The sequence below is a fragment of the Bacteroides sp. genome, assembly GCF_052357945.1.
Lineage (GTDB): Bacteria > Bacteroidota > Bacteroidia > Bacteroidales > Bacteroidaceae > Bacteroides.
This window is the reverse complement of the sequence record NZ_DAWCXD010000013.1, coordinates 24,981-41,204: the sequence shown is the minus strand read 5'-3', so window position 1 is coordinate 41,204 and position 16,224 is coordinate 24,981. Positions and strand designations below refer to the sequence as shown.

Genomic DNA, 16,224 nt, shown 5'->3' with positions numbered 1-16,224 from the left:
GATATGGCAATTGTGACTGTTCGAAATTTAAAGAAAAGCTACGGAAACGTACAGGCTCTTCATGGGTTGGATTTTGATGTGAATGAAGGAGAAATCTACGGAATCATCGGCCCGGATGGTGCCGGTAAGACTTCTCTTTTCCGAATCCTAACTACTTTGTTATTGCCCAATGATGGCATGGCAACTGTGGCCGGACTGGATGTGGTGAAAGACTATAAACAGATACGGAAACAAATCGGTTACATGCCGGGACGCTTCTCCTTATATCCTGATTTATCGGTAGAAGAAAATCTGACCTTCTTCGCAACCATTTTCAATACTACCATTCAGGAAAACTATCATTTGGTAGAAGATATCTATAAGCAAATAGAACCATTCAGAACTCGTAAGGCAGGAAAATTGTCGGGAGGCATGAAACAGAAACTGGCTCTTAGCTGTGCATTGATTCATGCGCCGAAAGTCCTGTTTCTGGATGAACCTACCACGGGAGTTGATCCTGTCTCCCGAAAAGAATTCTGGGAGATGCTAAGAAAATTAAAGCAACATGGCATCACTATCATGGTATCAACTCCTTATATGGATGAAGCTATTCTTTGCGACCGCATTGCATTGATTCAGGATGGAGAATTTATGGAGGTAGATACACCGCAGAACATAACCTCCGGTTATTCAGAAACTATTTGGTCGGTAAAAAGTAATCAGATGCATCAGTTACTCAATGACTTAAGGCAGTATATAGAAGTGACCAGCGCATTCTCGTTCGGTGAAACATTTCATGTTACCGTGTGCGAAGGAACATCCATAGATGCTTTAGCTGCTTTTTTGAAGGATAAGGGACATGAGGGAATAGAAATCGTTCCTATACATGCCTCTATTGAAGATTGTTTCATGCTACTAACCGGACAAAAAAATGAAAGATAACCATGTAATTATAGCAGAAGGACTGACAAAGGTATTCGGAGAATTTGTGGCAGTGGATCACATTTCTTTTCAAGTAAAGGAAGGAGAAATATTCGGCTTCCTCGGAGCTAACGGTGCAGGGAAAACTACGGCCATGCGTATGTTGTGCGGATTGAGCCACCCTTCTGAAGGTAAAGGGATTGTAGCCGGATTTGATATTTATAAACAAGCCGAAGAAGTAAAGAAAAATATCGGTTATATGAGTCAAAAGTTCTCCCTCTACGACGACTTGAAAGTATGGGAAAACCTGAAACTCTTCGGAGGTATTTATGGAATGTCGAATAAACGGATACGTGAAAAAACAGACCAGTTACTTGAAGAATTAGGCTTTCAAAGTGAACGAAACACAATGGTTAAATCACTGCCATTGGGGTGGAAACAGAAACTAGCCTTCTCACTTTCCATCTTTCATGATCCGAAAATCGTATTTCTGGACGAGCCCACAGGAGGTGTAGACCCGGTAACCCGCCGTCAATTTTGGGAATTGATTTATCAAGCTGCCGACCGGGGCATTACAGTATTCGTGACCACCCACTACATGGACGAAGCCGAATATTGTGACCGTGTTTCCATTATGGTGGACGGACGGATAGATGCCCTTGATTCACCGGCTATGTTAAAGAAGACTTTCGAAGTGGAGAGCATGTATGATGTATTCTTACAGCTTGCCCGAAAAGCCAAACGTTCAGATAATTAAAAAAGAGAAATGTATGAAACAGTTTTTGTCATTCGTACGGAAGGAATTTTACCACATCTTTCGTGATGTACGCACTATGCTTATTCTGCTGGTGATGCCGATTGTGATGATTATTCTTTTCGGTTTTGCCATTACGACAGAAGTAAAAGATACGCAGGTGGCTATCTTCGACCCGTCCAAAGATATAGCCACACAGCATATACGTGATATGTTCCAGGCAAACAAATACTTCACCATTGCAGAAGAGTTGTCCGATCCCAAACAAATAGACGAGGTTTTCAAGAAAGGAAAAATCAATTTGGTTCTTGTTTTCAGTGAAAATTTTGCGGATAATATGATACATACCGGCGAAGCTACCGTTCAATTACTGGCTGACGGCACTGAACCTAATCAAGCATCTATGCGTGTTGGATATGCCCAGCAGATTCTCTCGGCCTATCTGCGTGAACTTTCGGAAGCGAACGGTGGACAGCCCTCATATCAGATTGTTCCGGAAATAAAAATGCTCTATAACCCACAACAGAAAAGTGAGTTTAACTTTGTTCCGGGAGTCATTGGTATGATGCTGCTGCTTATTTGTGCCATGATGAGCTCCATTGCTATTGTTCGTGAGAAAGAAATGGGAACAATGGAAGTGCTGCTTGCATCTCCACTGCCACCCGCTTATATCATCGTAGCTAAAGCAATTCCCTATTTTACGATTTCATGTATCAATTTGGCTACCATTCTTTTGCTGTCAGCTTTTATGCTGCATATTCCAATTGCCGGAAGTCTATTCTGCCTGATTGGGATATCAATGCTTTATATCCTTGTTGCACTTTCGTTGGGACTACTCATATCGACTATTGTAGACAGCCAATTAGCCGCCATGCTACTATCCAGTCTGGTACTTATGATTCCTACCATTTTGCTTTCCGGTACGATATTTCCCATAGAGAGCATGCCTTTTTGGTTACAGAAACTTTCGTCCGTCGTTCCCGCTCGCTGGTTTATAGAAGCGGTGCGCAAACTGATGATTCAAGGGGTGGAAGTTCGATATGTAGGACATGAACTGATTGTTCTCTGTATCATGATTGCAGTTTTAATCACGGTAGCTTTGAAAAAGTTTAAAATACGCTTGGAATAGGAGGAACTATGGTCATTAAATATTTGATAGAAAAAGAGTTGAAGCAGATTGTACGTAATAAATTTCTTCCGAAATTATTCATTATGTTACCTACTGTCATGCTGGTAATAATGCCTTGGGCAGCCAATCAGGAAGTAAAAGGACTGAAATTAAGTGTGGTTGATAATGACCACAGTACATTTTCGGAAAGATTGACACAAAAGACGGATGCGTCAGAGTATTTCACATTGACAGATGTTTCTTCATCTAACGATGAAGCATTACACAGTGTGGAATCAGGAAAAGCGGATCTCATTCTGGAAATAGAAGAGGATTTCGAAAAGAATCTGGTAAGTAGCGGCATGGGAAAAGTAATGATTTCAGCCAACGCTGTAAATGGTGTAAAGTCAGGTTTAGGCTCTTCTTATTTGGGAAGTGTGGTCACTGATTTTTCTGCCGATTTGCGCGAAGAAAGCGGTTTAAACCATACACCGAATCGTGGTCAGAAGTTCAACATGGCTCCTTACTACCAATTCAACCCACATCTGGATTATAAAGTGTTCATGGTTCCGGCATTAATGGTGATGATGCTGACGTTACTTTCCGGTTTCCTGCCCGCACTCAATATAGTAGGTGAAAAGGAAAAAGGAACGATTGAACAGATGAATGTAACTCCGGTAGGAAAATTTCCTTTTGTGCTTTCTAAGTTGATGCCTTACTGGTTGGTAGGCTTTCTGGTCTTAACTTATTCCATGTTATTAGCATGGTGGGTGTACGGACTTGTCCCTGCCGGTAATTTGCTGACTATTTACTTATTTGCTTCCATCTATATATTGGTGGTATCCGGATTAGGGTTGGTTATTTCTAATAAATCCGCCACTATGCAGCAGGCATTGTTTGTCATGTTTTTCTTCCTGATGATTTTTATTTTGATGAGTGGGTTATTTACTCCTGTCAGCAGTATGCCGCAGTGGGCTCAATATATTACCAGACTGAACCCACTAAGATATTTTATCGAAGTGATGCGTATGGTTTACCTGAAAGGGAGTTCGTTTACCGAACTGATACCTTACTTCCGTGCACTTTGCATCTTTGCCGTAGTGCTTAATTTTTGGGCTATTATAAGCTATAGGAAAAGTAACTAATTATAAACTTTAAGCGGAAAATAGAATGAAGACCATCAAAGAATATTCATCACAGAATATCCTCCGTTTTTTTAGCTATGGTGATACGACTATGTTTGACGGCTGCATTGTTTCAAAAGGAACTATGCAGTCCGGCTACTCTCCTCTTTTTCGTTTGGACGAATGTTTTATATTACTTTGCGTGGAAGGAGAAATACGGATGGAGTTGAACGAACAGGAATACACGCTCCTTTCACATTCGCTTTTTGTCTGTCCGCCAAATATGACTTTACAGATGGAGTGTCGTAAAAACAGCACTTTTATCTGTCTGATCCCCACGTCTGATTATCTTGGCCGGCATTACAATTATTGGAAACAAATATTACCGCTTATGTTGGAAACAAGGGGGAGAAATATGATTCCATTGACTGCCATAGAGGTGTCAAGGTATGAGCATATATCAAGTTGTGTATTGGATTATATGTGTTACGAATCATCACCGGGATGGCCACAAGATGCGCTTTCTTACGGTCTGAAGATGTTACTTTGTCTGATTTTTGCAAAGATAAAGGATTTTATGGGCTATGTAGATGAAGAACAAGAGAAAAAACGTATAAGCCGAAGTGAGGAATACTTCTCACGTTTTATGAAACTGCTTGCCATCCATTTTAAGCAAGAAAGAAAAGTTGATTTCTATGCATCCCAGTTATGTGTCACCCCTAAATATTTGTCATCTATTGTAAAGAAGGAAAGTTGCAAGACCCCAAGTAAATGGATTGATGAGGTAGTGATGGAAGAGATTGGTTATCTACTTCGATATTCGACTAGTTCCATTAAAGAAATTGCCTACCAGATGAATTTCTCAAATATATCTTTCTTTGGAAAATTTGTCAAAAGATATACTGGAGTGTCACCTCATCATTATCGGCATGTGAGTGCTTATAATAAGGTTACCGTTAAAGTGGTGAAGCCCCCAATGACTTAACAATATCTTCCAATGATTCTTTCGAGTTTACCAGCATCAGTTTCTCCGTTTTTATTCTGGAAATTCTTCGTGTTAGTGTTTCGGTAGTAAGTTTCATTAAATCAGCAAAATAAGCCGGTTGAACTCCTTCTCGTAGAAAAGCACATACCCTTAAATCTTCTTCTGTGAGTTTTGGACTTATCTCTTTCAATTTAGAAACAAGTCCATAGACATTCTCTTGAAGTCGCAGCAACTCTGTCCAGTCTTTCTCGGAGAAAGAAGGGATTTTAAAGTTTGTATATGTGGATGCTTTATTATCAGATACTTACAGTTAATGCGATAGAAAAGTCCTTTTGGTTCAATAAATTTGGTATTGAAAGCAAAGATTTAACAACTTTAATATTTGCTTACATAAAAAATCAAAACAAATGATTCGAAACATACCTTTCATAGGAATTTACGGTAGCATAAAACACCCATGAGAAAGCGGTAAAGGAGTGAATGTTGCCACACCTTTACCATCCATCAAGCTATTCAATGACATCTTGAGCTACCTTTATAGCATCATGCTTAAACTCATCTTCGTCTTCCACAGCATCCAAAACTTTATCAGCTACCCATAGGGTGAGAAGTTCTTTCTCATCGACATTGAAATAGTTGGCGAGTTGAACCACTTGTGTACGTTTGGCTCTTCTGTCACCACGTTCAATTTTGCTGAACATGGGTGTGTCGATTTCAAGAAGTGCCGCAAGCTGGCGCTGTAGCACTCCGTTCTCGTCTCTCAATTCCTTTATTCTCTTACCTAATAACATTCCTATTCCTCTTTTATTTGTTTATAATTTCCCAATAGCCAGTCTTGTCAGAGCCAATACGTCCTATGATTCCTTGTTCTTGAAGTCGTTTCACCGTTTTGGCGACCCAACTGCGAGAATAGCCTGTAGCATTAGCTATGTCTGCATAAGTAGCCTTGGGATTGCCTTGTATTTGTTTTATGATTTCGAGTGTACTTTTGGGCGCATTTTCGAGTACACTTTGCAGTGTACTTTCGAGTGTACTTTCCAGTCCACTTTTGAGTACACCTCGTCTTGATGCTTTGAGAGAATCATCCTTGTAGGCAATGTCTGCAATGATATTTCCAACCGCCTCATGGCAAGGAATAGTGATACGGAAAAAAGTGCGGTCTTCATCCGTCACGACCGTTGCACGAGGCGAACCGTTATTCTCCAAAACATTCTGGATAGTCGGAATGCCCGTACTGCGACCTTCGGTCATATCCAGTTCTTTTAGATATTCTCCGAGACGGCGATTGCGATAGCGTTTAGACACAAGAATCTCACAACGTGAAATGTCGGCGGCAGAAATACTGCGGTCGGGACCACCCACGTTCTGAATGGTGATACCATCCGGTTCGACCGTTATCACCACCGGCTCCCATTCCCGATAATCTCGGTGGTAAAGTGAGTTCGTAACACTTTCTTCTAATGCTTGGTAGGGATAAGTGTAGAACTTCTTGCTACGGTAATCATCCTTGGGCTTTATAATGGTCTGCATCACAAGCATTCGCTTCAAGTACTCTAACGTGCGGTCAATAATTTGTGGCACAGAACCTGTTATAACTGCACCTTCATAGAGATTGCTCGGATTGTTTAAGCGTCCTTCGGGGAAATACACAATCTCCACCTGTGTGCGTTTGAAGAATTTGCTTGGGTTTTCGCAGAACATCATAGCTACCACATTACGAAGCATCCGATTCTCCTTTGGTCCGACAAACAAATCCATCTGTTCCAAAATATCATGAAGTGGCTTGATATTGATGTCGCTTGCCAATTTGCTTTCCACCTTCACTAGATACTCACGCAAAAGTAGCGTGGAAATATCTTCCAACCGAATATCCGGATTACCCCGTTCATCAAAAGGTACACGGCTGGCGAGTTCACGCAACTCGTCCAACACTTCACCCTTGGCAATGATACTGCTCGTACCACTGCGAATGTAGAAGTATTCCTTACTACCGTTCTTGGCTGTTACATTTTCAGGTACAGAGTAGGGACGGTTGATACCGGCAGGACACCAAATCACAAGCACATACTTACCATCAACTTCCTCTACACTTGTGCGAGGCATATAGTAAGGCGCAATCTTGTTGTTGAAGCCCACCATATCTTGTAGAACACCATCAACATTTTCTGCCGGTATACCTACTACTGGATGAATGGAGACACCTGTCTTATCATCAGTATCTACGCCCACCACGATGTAACCGCCACCGAGGTCATCAAAATCATTGGCGAAAGCACACGCTATGGTATATGCTTGTCGGATTCCAGCCTTTCTTGAACTCTATTCGGTTGGATTCAATCTTCTGCTTGTTCAGCAGGTCGTTTATGTTTATTGCTAATGCCATTTTATATTAATACTTTATATTGACAAAAACATTAAGAAAAGAGTAGCCTACCTATGCTATCTTGATAATCAAGGATGTTTGTAACTTTACCCAATCCATGTTCAGGGTCAGGAACATATATACATTTATTCGCTTTCAATTTTTCAAGATACTTTCTCACTCGTATATCAAGAGTCGAGCAGTCGAAGATATATTTGTCTGCAATTATAATCGTATGCTCTTTGGCTCTACTTGTTGCCACATTAAACAGACGAGGTTCTAGTGTTCTAATATAAGAGTAATCCGGTACAACAAAAATAGTAACATCAGTGGTTAAGCCCTGCACTCTCGCTACAGTATCAACTACAAGATTTTTTCGGCTACTAACTTTTTGAGCGATGGTCATTTGAAGAGTACTGACTGTTTTCTTCATGCAAGTCAAAACCGCAACTTCTTTATCTTTTGCATCCTTAAAAATATTAGTCACGATAAATGAGACAATATACATCGCAAATGTTGGAGTACAATCCCCTATGGGCATATCTGTAAGAATTAGAGTTGGGCCTCCATCCTTACATAATATGTTAGACAAAGAAGGTAAATCATTGTACCTTTTAGATTCTTTTGCCACAAGTGAGTTATTGTAAAATATGCCAGTATAGTCTGCTGCTCTTTGGCCGAATCTATATGCAGTCGTTAGCTGGTATATCGGCGAAGAGCTATTATCAGCCAAAAGTTTAAGTCCTTCAATCATTGGCTTATAATTACACAACTTTACTAGTTCCTTATTAAGGAGCACTATTGGAGATAGCTGATTGATGTCACCCACCCATAAGTTTTTCTTCCCAATCTTTCTACTTGCTGCAAACATGGTGAGTATAGCTTGGCTTGCTTCGTCCATAATTACATAGTCAAAAGGCTGCTCTATCGATAATTCGGCTGCGAATCCACTAATGATAAAATACGTAGACAAAACCAAACAGCCTGGCATTGGGGCAACACATTTGATATTTTCAAGATTACGGATTTCTCGAATTTCATCTATTGATATATTGGTCTTGAAAATCTTATGTTCGTTGAGCAACGTCTCTACTGCCTGTTTTTCAGCAATTTCCATCAATGCACGATTTGTTAGTGCTGTAACAAGTACAGACTTTCCCTCCGCGCACAATTTTGCACAGAGTTCAGCTATCATATATGTTTTTCCTGTACCAGGAGGTCCCTCTAATAGCATTGTGTCTGTTAGAGACAACTGAGAATGGACAAATTCAGAAACATTATTCTGCTTTATTAAAGTCGGTTCCCAATCTTTGTGATGATAGCTGCTATCAAGTACACTTGCCACACCTTCGCTCCACTTGTCCTCCACAACTTTCTGTAAGTTAATAGCGTAGTCAATAGGTGGCCTTTGTGGTGCAAAAGTTAAGACAATATTAGGAGACTCTTTAATGTAATTCGCAAAATCTACACTAACCTTTGAAAAGCCAACTAATGAATATCGAGGGTCATTTGCAGGTGAATGCCAAATGCAGACACAATCTGTTGAGTTGTATCTAGCTTTATAGAGGTCACGATAAGTCTTATCTCCCCATGTTCGATAATCTTGCAATTGAGGAGGTAAAACCATGCATACTAGGAAATCACCTTTTCTTGGCAGAGGTCGAGATACGGAGAATTTCATAATCATTTCTCCGTCCTTGAACGACAAGAATTGCGCCACATGCATCCCCCCACTGTTTTTAAGCAGGGAGATTGCAGTGGTTAGATATATCTTTTTAAATTCCTCAGTTTCAGCTTTTAATTCATCTTCGAGGAATTGCCAATGTTTCTTACGATCGATATTCATAATTCATTTAATCAATGTATGTAGTACCAACTTCAGGAACTTTCAAATCATTTATAGGTGCCTCAAACTCATCCCTCATTTTTCCTGTCTCTTCATACTCTTTCAAAGCAACAGAATAGCCTTCTGTACTTCTAATCAATGGTATGTTTCTAGCTGAATTGTACATATTGGATATTTGGGGGATGTTTTGATCACATACCTCTTTAATAGACTGAACACACTCCTTTATTTCCTTTGGAACAAAATTAAATGGGAGCAGTTTATCAAAGCCATGTGGCATATTATTTCCGAAATCGAAACTAATGGATGAATATTCTTTGCTCACAGCAGCAAGCGTTAGTAATGCCGCTCTATTCATATCAGCCATTTCATTATCTATCTCAATGTTGACATTTCTAACAGGAAGTGCATACAGAGGAATACACTGAAGTCCTGTAGTGGTCAAAACGAACAAGAGAGAATTTTTGCATGAAAGTAATTGCCAGTCATACCAGTTAAGGTCAAAATATCTATATTGAGGGCCTTTGTAACTATGCACAACTATTGGTATCTCATTGCCATCTTTGTCTGAGATACCATACAATTGACTATAAGAGTGTTTGCATATTTTCTCAGAATCAAACTGATAGCCACTATCGTGTTTATCATTCAGCTCTCTGAAATATTTTACCACTCTATCCTTGGCTTCACTAACATATTTTTCTATTTCTTCAAGCGAAAGACCTGCATACTGAGCTTGATCAGCCTTCACATTTAGAATCTGACCTTCGAAATTTTCTACGTTTTCTATTTCATAAGTCTTCGGGACTAATACTAAATCCATCGAATCTTTACCTCCTATAGGTGTATCTTCATCTATAACAGTAGGCTCCTCACCAGAAATCTTGCTTATGAAGTCTTTGAGCTTTTCAATCTTGCCATCAGGACAACCCCTCAATATTTTACTTACTTCACAGAGGTCTTCAACAGTATTATTGTTCAGTATGTCATTAATAGCTTGGAGCTTTTCATCTCCATGCTGAATAATAGATCCAACCAAATCGAGAGTCTTACCTTCGCCAAGAGAGCCAACTATAAGAGCATTCTTCTTTTCTGAGTAATACTTCATTATTTTGCCCAATTCCTTGTGTGATGAGCATAATTTTCCTACAGCGAATATCAGAGCAGCAAAGTCTTTATCTTGTTTGTCACCTTCATATTTTTCAATCTTCTCATCAAGATATTCACCTACCTCTTCGATTGTAACAGGGTTCGTTTCGAGATATGATGTATACGCTGCATCCAAATTATACAGTTGTTCTTTATAGTCAAACGCAACATGCTTATTGTTCGCTACGAGTTCTATTAGCTCATTGGGAATATTTTCATCCTTCCTAATATCCTGAAAACGGCAGAAATCAGAATTTTGGTTCAACCATATACCATATCCGTTATCTGAATCAGTAATAATAGTCCAATATTTCTTACTTTTATAGGAATGAAGAAATTCGATTAGACTATCCACCCATTCTATCAAATCTTTGTCTGTATAATCAACAAAACCGTCTGAAAGTTCTTTCAATCCTGCCAGATTCACAGACTCAGCTATAGTTTTGCATAACTTTTTCAGATAATATTCTTGAGCAAACCCCCAGTTAAATCCCGTGCTTTGGTCTACATAAGCTATCTTTGGTATTGAATCTCCAAATACAGTCTTGACAAATCCGTAAAGTTTAGTTTCTTGAGACTCTGAATCTTCCGATCTCTTGATTATCGATATAGCATGTTTTGAAATGACATCTCTAATGTTGCCACTACTTTTGTCGAATACGTCCTCCTTAATGTATTTATAAACCTCATTGAGAGTGAGAGGGTTATGCTTTTCATAGCCACTAATAGAACGATGCAGAAGAACATGTCTGTATTTATCACTGGTGTTTTCAACATTCAAGGCATAATCAGCAAGATCTTTAAACACCTCCTCTATATCGTCATCATATCTCAAATAATTTAGACTCTTCAAATCAAGTTGTTGATTAGGGAAGATACATTTATCCTTAATCAAATCACCTTTCGAGTTATCTCTGTAAAACTGAATGTACTCATTCAGCCAATTCAATGTATCTTCTATACTTTTAGGTTCTTTGAAATAAGTCTTCGATAAGTTATCTACAGTTTTTTTATCTGCAATATATCTGTAATTGTCGTTAAACCAATATATATCAGCTTCTCGCCATAGATCTCGATTATCTACAGCTATAGGTGAAAATGGGTTATTTCTTCCATCTGCATTACTGAAATTATACAATTGTTTTCTATACGAAACGTATTCTGAATCATCAATACCTTTTGGATACAATTCTATAATATTGTAGGCCAAATAAAAATTCGCATAATAACTTTTTCCATCCGAAATGTAAGTATCTTTAGAAGTTATCTTTTTATTGAACCATTCAATAATATCCTTGAGTGCGAAAACTTTTAGAGAATTGCCAAATACCGCAGAATTTATTGAATAGTTGAGTATCTTACTGTTTATGGTTGATGGCATGACCTTGTTATATAGATCCATTAATTTTGAAGGTATTGGTTCGGAGTTGTCGGAACTCAATTCCTCTAACTTCATGAATGTACCTTCCATATTAGGGATGATAGAATATTTATCAAAGTCATTCAGACAATTCTGCTCTATTAAGAAGCTATAAACGTCATTCAGCCAATTGTATATTTCGGCTTCGCTTTTGTTCAGTTGTGAGCATAGCTGACTTACTGATTTAGCAGATTCTAAATCAGTAAGAAAATCATCTTTCTCATATTTTAAATCAGCATTCCATGTAGAATATTCAGGTCGTAATACATCGAGCCAACCTTGTAAATGCTCCTTTTTAGGCAATTGTCCACGACCTAAATAAAAACCATCAACCAAGTCGAAGAACTTTTCATTGGTGGATTTTGCATTTGATTCGCCATATCCGGCAAATGAAGGAACTGATATTTCACTGAGCTCATATACGCCGTTTTTCGTTTCAGTCAATGGCTGCGAAAGCAGCTGCCTTCTCCATTCAGATTGAAGATCTTTTATCCAAGGTAAAGCAACGCGTTCATCATATGCCACTTCAGGTTCGGGTCTTCTTGAAAAAGCGAGCAAATACCTATTGGTTGCATTATGTGCAATCAGCCATTCATTGAATTTAATTGCAGTATCTACAGCATGCTCAATTATTGTACGGTTATCCTTAGCTTCTTCATTGTCTTCTCCATTTAGTGGAATATTATCACGTTTTTCCGTAGGACATAATCTAAAGCCATTAAGTGTGAATGGAAAATAGAATTTTTCAGAACCAATCAATGGAAAATCACGATATAAGACTGGCTGTTTGCTATCTCTCTTTATCAATTCATACCCATCTTCTGTTTGCTTTATCTCAATAGTAAGGGCTACTTCTTCTGTGATGTATGACAAATACATTTTTACAGTATCATTGATGCTGATCTTTGAAAAAGTGACATTATCGTCTAACTCGACAGAGTTACACTTATATATAACATCAGATTTGCTTATTCTATCAATGACATGTACCTGTTTTATTTTCTTAGATTGTGTGACAAGGGTTATCGGTAGAGTGTTTACCAAGTCTTTTAATCCAGCTTGTGCAGATTCTAACTTTTCGACAGAAGTTAGATGATAAGTAAAAACTGTGTCATAATCACCCTCTTCACGATTTGCTTCATAATCTGTTATTTCACCAAAATGACGTTCAGGCTCATAAAAAACGCTTTCAACTTCTTTTATACGAGGCATCAATTCCTCAGAACTTCTACCGCTACGATCCAATGAAAGTGTAAACTTCCTATAAGTATCATAGTTTAGCACACCATCGACATCTATTACATCAGACAATAGATGAGTACAGATAAATCCTGTTCCGAACTTGCCTGTAGTCTCTTCATCACTATTTAGAGAGTCCTTCGAACTGACTTGTCTAATAAGACCAGTAATATTTTTAATACCAAATGGATTCCCGTTGTGTCTAAATTGTAACTCGTTTTCGGAGATTAGTTCAATTTCTACAGAAACTTTGCCGTACTTGTTTGGAATATCCTTTGCATTTTGCATAAGTTCCCATACCCAACGTTTTGCGGAAGACGCTGGGTTGTTGCGAATGGCAGATAGAATCTGTCTGATTTTATCTGCTGCTTGCTTGTAGGTAGCATTGTCAAATGCTTCTCTTGCTGATATTTTGTCGCTCATATTAATTCCTGTTGTACATATTCTAAATTGTCATTATTTGGCTACAAATATATAGAAAGATTCGCAGACTCACATGTAAAAGGTTGAGAATCTGCGAATGACAACTGATTATTAAACACTTGACAAGGTATACTTGTGCTTTATGCACACAGAGGATGTTTGTTTGGTAGAGTTTATCGTCTCTTTTTAACACCATAACCATTTCTTCTCTTTTCTCTCCACGGCAAATCCGATTGCGAGCCGCCTCCGCCAGTACCCACATGAGCCTGTGCCGGTCCACCGCTTGCCAACATAAAAGCAGCCCCAAGCAATTGAGCTTGCGCTACACTCACTTGCTCTTGCGGTTCAAAAACCGCATTGACAAATTCCTCGTCCGTCAGTTCGCCACGCAAATGTCGTTGGGCTGTTTCGTATGATATGCCGTATTTCACATCATCAAAAAGTTCATTCCCGACTTTCGTCCAGATATGCAGGGAGGGATGAAGATAGTTCGGCACATGGATATGGGTAAGCTCTGCTCCCGAAGAGAGACGGTAACGCTGTGGATAAGCCAACCTGTCAAGACATGCGATTTGCCTATCCTTCTCTTCGGCTTCCTTGCGAAGATGAGCCATTTCCGATTGCAGCCTTTTGATGGTGGCTTCAAGGCTTGCCTGCCTTTCGGACGCTTGCCCTAACTGTGAGCGGTACTCCTGTTCCATCGCTTTTATCCTGCGCACCATATCTGCCAACCGCTTTTTTAGAGCGGCATTCTCCTTTTCCGTCTCTGCAAACTGCCCTTTTCCGGTCAGCCTGGCCAATCCCGACAGGATGGCATTGCCGTTCTCCCGGTTCGCCTTGTTCTGCTTCCGTGCAATCTCATTATCCAGTTCCGCACCGATTTTCTCACGGACTTGGTTCTCGTGGTCGAGGCTTTTCTTCCTGTTGGCGGCTTCTTCCACTTCCCGCTTCTGTTTGGCGATGATGAAATTCGTGCGTTCCAGATGAGCCTTGCCGGTTTCCTCCTTTCGGGTGCCGCGTTCCATTTCAAGGCATTCAGCCACCATGTCCTGCATCAGGCTCATGTCTGCCTTGCCGAGTTTGCAGGATTTGCCTGTCTCATGGTTCATCCAGTCCCACACGATATGGGCGTGGCAGTTCGGCTTCCATGTGGAACTGTTGCCCGGTATGCCGTAATGCCCCTCGTCCAAGTGTATAAAGATTTGCAGGGCGGTAATGCCCCAACGCTCGTGGCAGCGGTCGCAATACTTCCGAAGCTGGTCAATGGTCGTGTCGGCTTTGCACACCACCACACTTTCACGAAGCGGAGAACTGCCACTGACGACTTTTGTCTTGCCGGTTTTCTTGTTGGTGACTGTCCGCTCCCTGGTCTGCATCGCACGTCCAGTTTTCTCTTTTACCATCCGGGCGATTTCGTTATAATAGGCGGTCAGGTCTTTACCCTCCATGAGCGGTGAGACCCATGACGAGTTCTGTGGTGTAAGGTCGGTACGGATGTAGAATTTCTCCTTGCCGATGTGTTTGAGATATTCGCGTGTGCGCCTGTTGTGCGCCTCGCTGCTGCCTATGTTGCAAGGCTTGATATGGTCTGATGTCTGTGCCATTTTATTCGGTTTTGAGTGAAACGAATCAATAAGGTTCTTAGGACAGTTTCCTAAGCGGAGTTTCCAAAGAGAGGGTCACTCTTTGGTCGGGTTGCATAGGGCTGAAAGTCCTTGCCGGGTTCTCAGGGTAGCACCCTGAGTGGGTCATTAGGGCAAAGCCATAATCCCCTCGGGAGAGCCCACAACTACGAAAGCGGAGCGTGTAGTTATAGTGAGCTATATGAGCGGCAAGCCTTACAACCGGCCAGCCGGGTTTACCCGTCGTCCACGACCGGAACGAGACCGAAGGTGTCTATCAATGTTTGCAGGACGGGATTACGTTCCGTCATTTCCTGAATCATCCTCCGCACCCTTGCAAGCGGTGTGTCCTCATGGTATCGCCGGAGTGACTGCCATTCACGGAGAACCAAGTCCGCTATGTCTATTTTCGCCAGACGGTCGGCTTCCGTGGCGTTCTGCTCCAGCACGTCCGATACTTTGGCATTGCGGCAGAATGTGAAAGCCTTTACACATTCCGTCCATTCATGATAACCGTCCACATCGGGAAAGAATACCACGGTACGGTTGGCAAGCACTTTCATCTTGTCAACAGACAACTGGCTCTTTCCTCCTGTGGCAAGCCACACACAATCGGGATATTGTACGGAGCAGACGAGGGCGGTCTTCTCCGATTCCACCACAGCCACCACCTTGTCCTGATTTGCCGGTAGTGACAGCAGGTGTTCGCCAAACAGACATTGGGCAAGTGTCCAATCCTGATTGAACACACCCTGTTTTTTCAACAGGCTATGCACCCAGTTCACGCCCTTGTCCTTGATGCGGTGTCCGCCCTCCTTGTTGTAGGGGATAATCTTTCCGCCACGCACACGGTTGTCCCTGTCAATCTGCCAGAAAATGGTCGCTCCCATGCGGTAATCATCCAGCACACGTTTCAAGACAGCCTCATTGTCTTTTTGCAGGGAAAAGAGAAACTGTGCCAGATGGCTGTTGTCGCTCCGTGAACGTGTGACATATTCCATCGGTATGGTATCAATGGGGGTGTTGCTATGGTTGCCTTTTCTGATAGCCTTGCTCGGGAATGGCCGTGTTTCGGGCATATCCTTGTCGGGATGGTCCTTGAAATAGTCCTTTGGCGGATAATGATAGCCGCATCCGCTCTCATGGTCACACCTTCCCACAGACTTGTCAAGCGGATTTCCGTTCTCGTCCACATAGTAGGTGAAACATCTTGGCCGCCCGCATTTGGGGCAGGTATGACGGCTGCTGCGGTTCTTGTATTTTTCCAACTGATACATCATTTCACATTTCTT

The 16,224-nt window shown here is 41.0% G+C and carries 11 protein-coding genes and 1 pseudogene; 5 read left to right on the top strand and 7 right to left on the bottom strand.

Features of this window, described 5'->3' with window-relative positions; all coding sequences use genetic code 11:
• The first annotated feature begins 3 nt into the window (after positions 1-3).
• The 5 genes from ACT8YW_RS05180 to ACT8YW_RS05160 are packed head-to-tail and all read left to right on the top strand — an operon-like array spanning position 4 to position 4,871.
• Positions 4-921 carry an ABC transporter ATP-binding protein gene (locus tag ACT8YW_RS05180; RefSeq protein ID WP_444104235.1) on the top strand — a complete coding sequence of 306 codons (918 nt, stop codon included), beginning with the start codon at positions 4-6 and terminating at the stop codon, positions 919-921.
• A complete protein-coding gene (locus ACT8YW_RS05175) occupies positions 911-1,657 on the top strand; it encodes an ABC transporter ATP-binding protein (RefSeq protein WP_444104234.1) in 747 nt (248 codons plus the stop codon). Before ACT8YW_RS05180 ends, ACT8YW_RS05175 begins: the two co-directional genes overlap by 11 nt.
• Before the next feature lie 13 nt (positions 1,658-1,670).
• Positions 1,671-2,783, top strand: coding sequence for an ABC transporter permease (locus ACT8YW_RS05170; protein ID WP_444104233.1), 1,113 nt, complete (start codon positions 1,671-1,673; stop codon positions 2,781-2,783).
• A gap of 8 nt (positions 2,784-2,791) precedes the next feature.
• Positions 2,792-3,907 carry an ABC transporter permease gene (locus ACT8YW_RS05165; RefSeq protein WP_444104232.1) on the top strand — a complete coding sequence of 372 codons (1,116 nt, stop codon included), beginning with the start codon at positions 2,792-2,794 and terminating at the stop codon, positions 3,905-3,907.
• Between the two features lie 25 nt (positions 3,908-3,932).
• Positions 3,933-4,871 carry a helix-turn-helix domain-containing protein gene (locus tag ACT8YW_RS05160; RefSeq protein WP_444104231.1) on the top strand — a complete coding sequence of 313 codons (939 nt, stop codon included), beginning with the start codon at positions 3,933-3,935 and terminating at the stop codon, positions 4,869-4,871.
• Here ACT8YW_RS05160 and ACT8YW_RS05155 read toward each other — a convergent pair.
• The 7 genes and pseudogenes from ACT8YW_RS05155 to ACT8YW_RS05125 form a co-directional block, all read right to left on the bottom strand.
• Positions 4,843-5,139: pseudogene (locus ACT8YW_RS05155) on the bottom strand (tetratricopeptide repeat protein); the annotation flags it as partial. The gene ACT8YW_RS05160 and the pseudogene ACT8YW_RS05155 sit on opposite strands and share 29 nt — an antisense overlap.
• Positions 5,140-5,380: 241 nt before the next feature.
• Entirely contained in the window at positions 5,381-5,662 is a 282-nt protein-coding gene (locus tag ACT8YW_RS05150; protein ID WP_008659841.1) for a helix-turn-helix domain-containing protein, read from the bottom strand.
• A 13-nt stretch (positions 5,663-5,675) separates the two neighbouring features.
• Entirely contained in the window at positions 5,676-7,100 is a 1,425-nt protein-coding gene (locus ACT8YW_RS05145; protein WP_444104230.1) for a winged helix-turn-helix transcriptional regulator, read from the bottom strand.
• A 185-nt stretch (positions 7,101-7,285) separates the two neighbouring features.
• Positions 7,286-9,079 (bottom strand): AAA domain-containing protein, encoded by a 1,794-nt coding sequence (locus tag ACT8YW_RS05140; protein WP_008659836.1) that lies wholly within the window; start codon positions 9,077-9,079, stop codon positions 7,286-7,288.
• Between the two features lie 7 nt (positions 9,080-9,086).
• A complete protein-coding gene (locus ACT8YW_RS05135; protein ID WP_444104229.1) occupies positions 9,087-13,310 on the bottom strand; it encodes a sacsin N-terminal ATP-binding-like domain-containing protein in 4,224 nt (1,407 codons plus the stop codon).
• 173 nt (positions 13,311-13,483) lie between these two features.
• Entirely contained in the window at positions 13,484-14,914 is a 1,431-nt protein-coding gene (locus ACT8YW_RS05130) for a hypothetical protein (RefSeq protein WP_444104228.1), read from the bottom strand.
• Positions 14,915-15,168: 254 nt separating this feature from the next.
• On the bottom strand, positions 15,169-16,212 hold the full coding sequence (locus ACT8YW_RS05125; protein ID WP_444104227.1) for a DUF6371 domain-containing protein: 1,044 nt from the start codon (positions 16,210-16,212) through the stop codon (positions 15,169-15,171).
• Positions 16,213-16,224 lie beyond the last annotated feature (12 nt).

Excerpts from the sequence above, each read along its gene's own strand:
- ACT8YW_RS05180 (WP_444104235.1), top strand. The coding sequence starts at position 4 with ATGGCAATTGTGACTGTTCGAAATTTAAAGAAAAGCTACGGAAACGTA.
- ACT8YW_RS05175 (WP_444104234.1), top strand. The coding sequence starts at position 911 with ATGAAAGATAACCATGTAATTATAGCAGAAGGACTGACAAAGGTATTC.
- ACT8YW_RS05170 (WP_444104233.1), top strand. The coding sequence starts at position 1,671 with ATGAAACAGTTTTTGTCATTCGTACGGAAGGAATTTTACCACATCTTT.
- ACT8YW_RS05165 (WP_444104232.1), top strand. The coding sequence starts at position 2,792 with ATGGTCATTAAATATTTGATAGAAAAAGAGTTGAAGCAGATTGTACGT.
- ACT8YW_RS05160 (WP_444104231.1), top strand. The coding sequence starts at position 3,933 with ATGAAGACCATCAAAGAATATTCATCACAGAATATCCTCCGTTTTTTT.
- ACT8YW_RS05150 (WP_008659841.1), bottom strand. The coding sequence starts at position 5,662 with ATGTTATTAGGTAAGAGAATAAAGGAATTGAGAGACGAGAACGGAGTG.
- ACT8YW_RS05140 (WP_008659836.1), bottom strand. The coding sequence starts at position 9,079 with ATGAATATCGATCGTAAGAAACATTGGCAATTCCTCGAAGATGAATTA.
- ACT8YW_RS05135 (WP_444104229.1), bottom strand. The coding sequence starts at position 13,310 with ATGAGCGACAAAATATCAGCAAGAGAAGCATTTGACAATGCTACCTAC.
- ACT8YW_RS05130 (WP_444104228.1), bottom strand. The coding sequence starts at position 14,914 with ATGGCACAGACATCAGACCATATCAAGCCTTGCAACATAGGCAGCAGC.
- ACT8YW_RS05125 (WP_444104227.1), bottom strand. The coding sequence starts at position 16,212 with ATGATGTATCAGTTGGAAAAATACAAGAACCGCAGCAGCCGTCATACC.